Raw genomic sequence first — 570 nt, 5'->3', positions numbered from 1 at the left:
CCGAGCAAAATGTTTTAGAAAATGTTGATTGCATGCAAGACAAGCTCGAAGACCTAGAATGGGTACTTCTGGATGATGGCTATCAAGCGTTCATGGGGGATTGGCTTACGCCGTCGGATAAATTCTCTGGCGGTGTGAAGGAGCTGATTCAAAACATTCGCGCAAAAGGCAAAAGGCCGGCGATTTGGATGGCTCCTTTCATCGCGCAGCCAGAATCTGAGGTCTTTAAGCAACATCCTGAATGGTTTGTTCGTCATCCTGACGGTCAGCTCCTTAAAGCCGAAGATGTTACCTACGGCGGCTGGCGTTGCACGCCTTGGTATATTCTCGATACGTCTAACCCCGAAGTGCAAGATCATCTAACGCACGTTGTGTCAGTGATGAGGCTAGAGTGGGGCGTAGAGCTGTTTAAGCTCGATGCAAACTACTGGGGAACACTAAAAGGAAAACGTAGTCAGTCTGGTATTACGGGTGTCGAAGCGTATCGATTAGGGATGGAGGCGATCGCCAGAGGCGCAGGAGACGCGTGGTTGCTTGGCTGCAACGCGCCAATGTGGCCATCTTTGGGGC

General features: G+C 50.9%; 1 protein-coding gene. It reads left to right on the top strand.

What is annotated here, in order from left to right; all coding sequences use genetic code 11:
- On the top strand, positions 1-570 hold a 570-nt coding region (locus tag R7F64_RS24175), incomplete at both ends, for a glycoside hydrolase family 36 protein (protein ID WP_318072189.1).

The organism is Vibrio sp. Vb1980 (assembly GCF_033338615.1).
Lineage (GTDB): Bacteria > Pseudomonadota > Gammaproteobacteria > Enterobacterales > Vibrionaceae > Vibrio > Vibrio alginolyticus.
The sequence above is the reverse complement of the archived record's forward strand: the minus strand, read 5'-3'. Positions and strand labels throughout refer to the sequence as shown.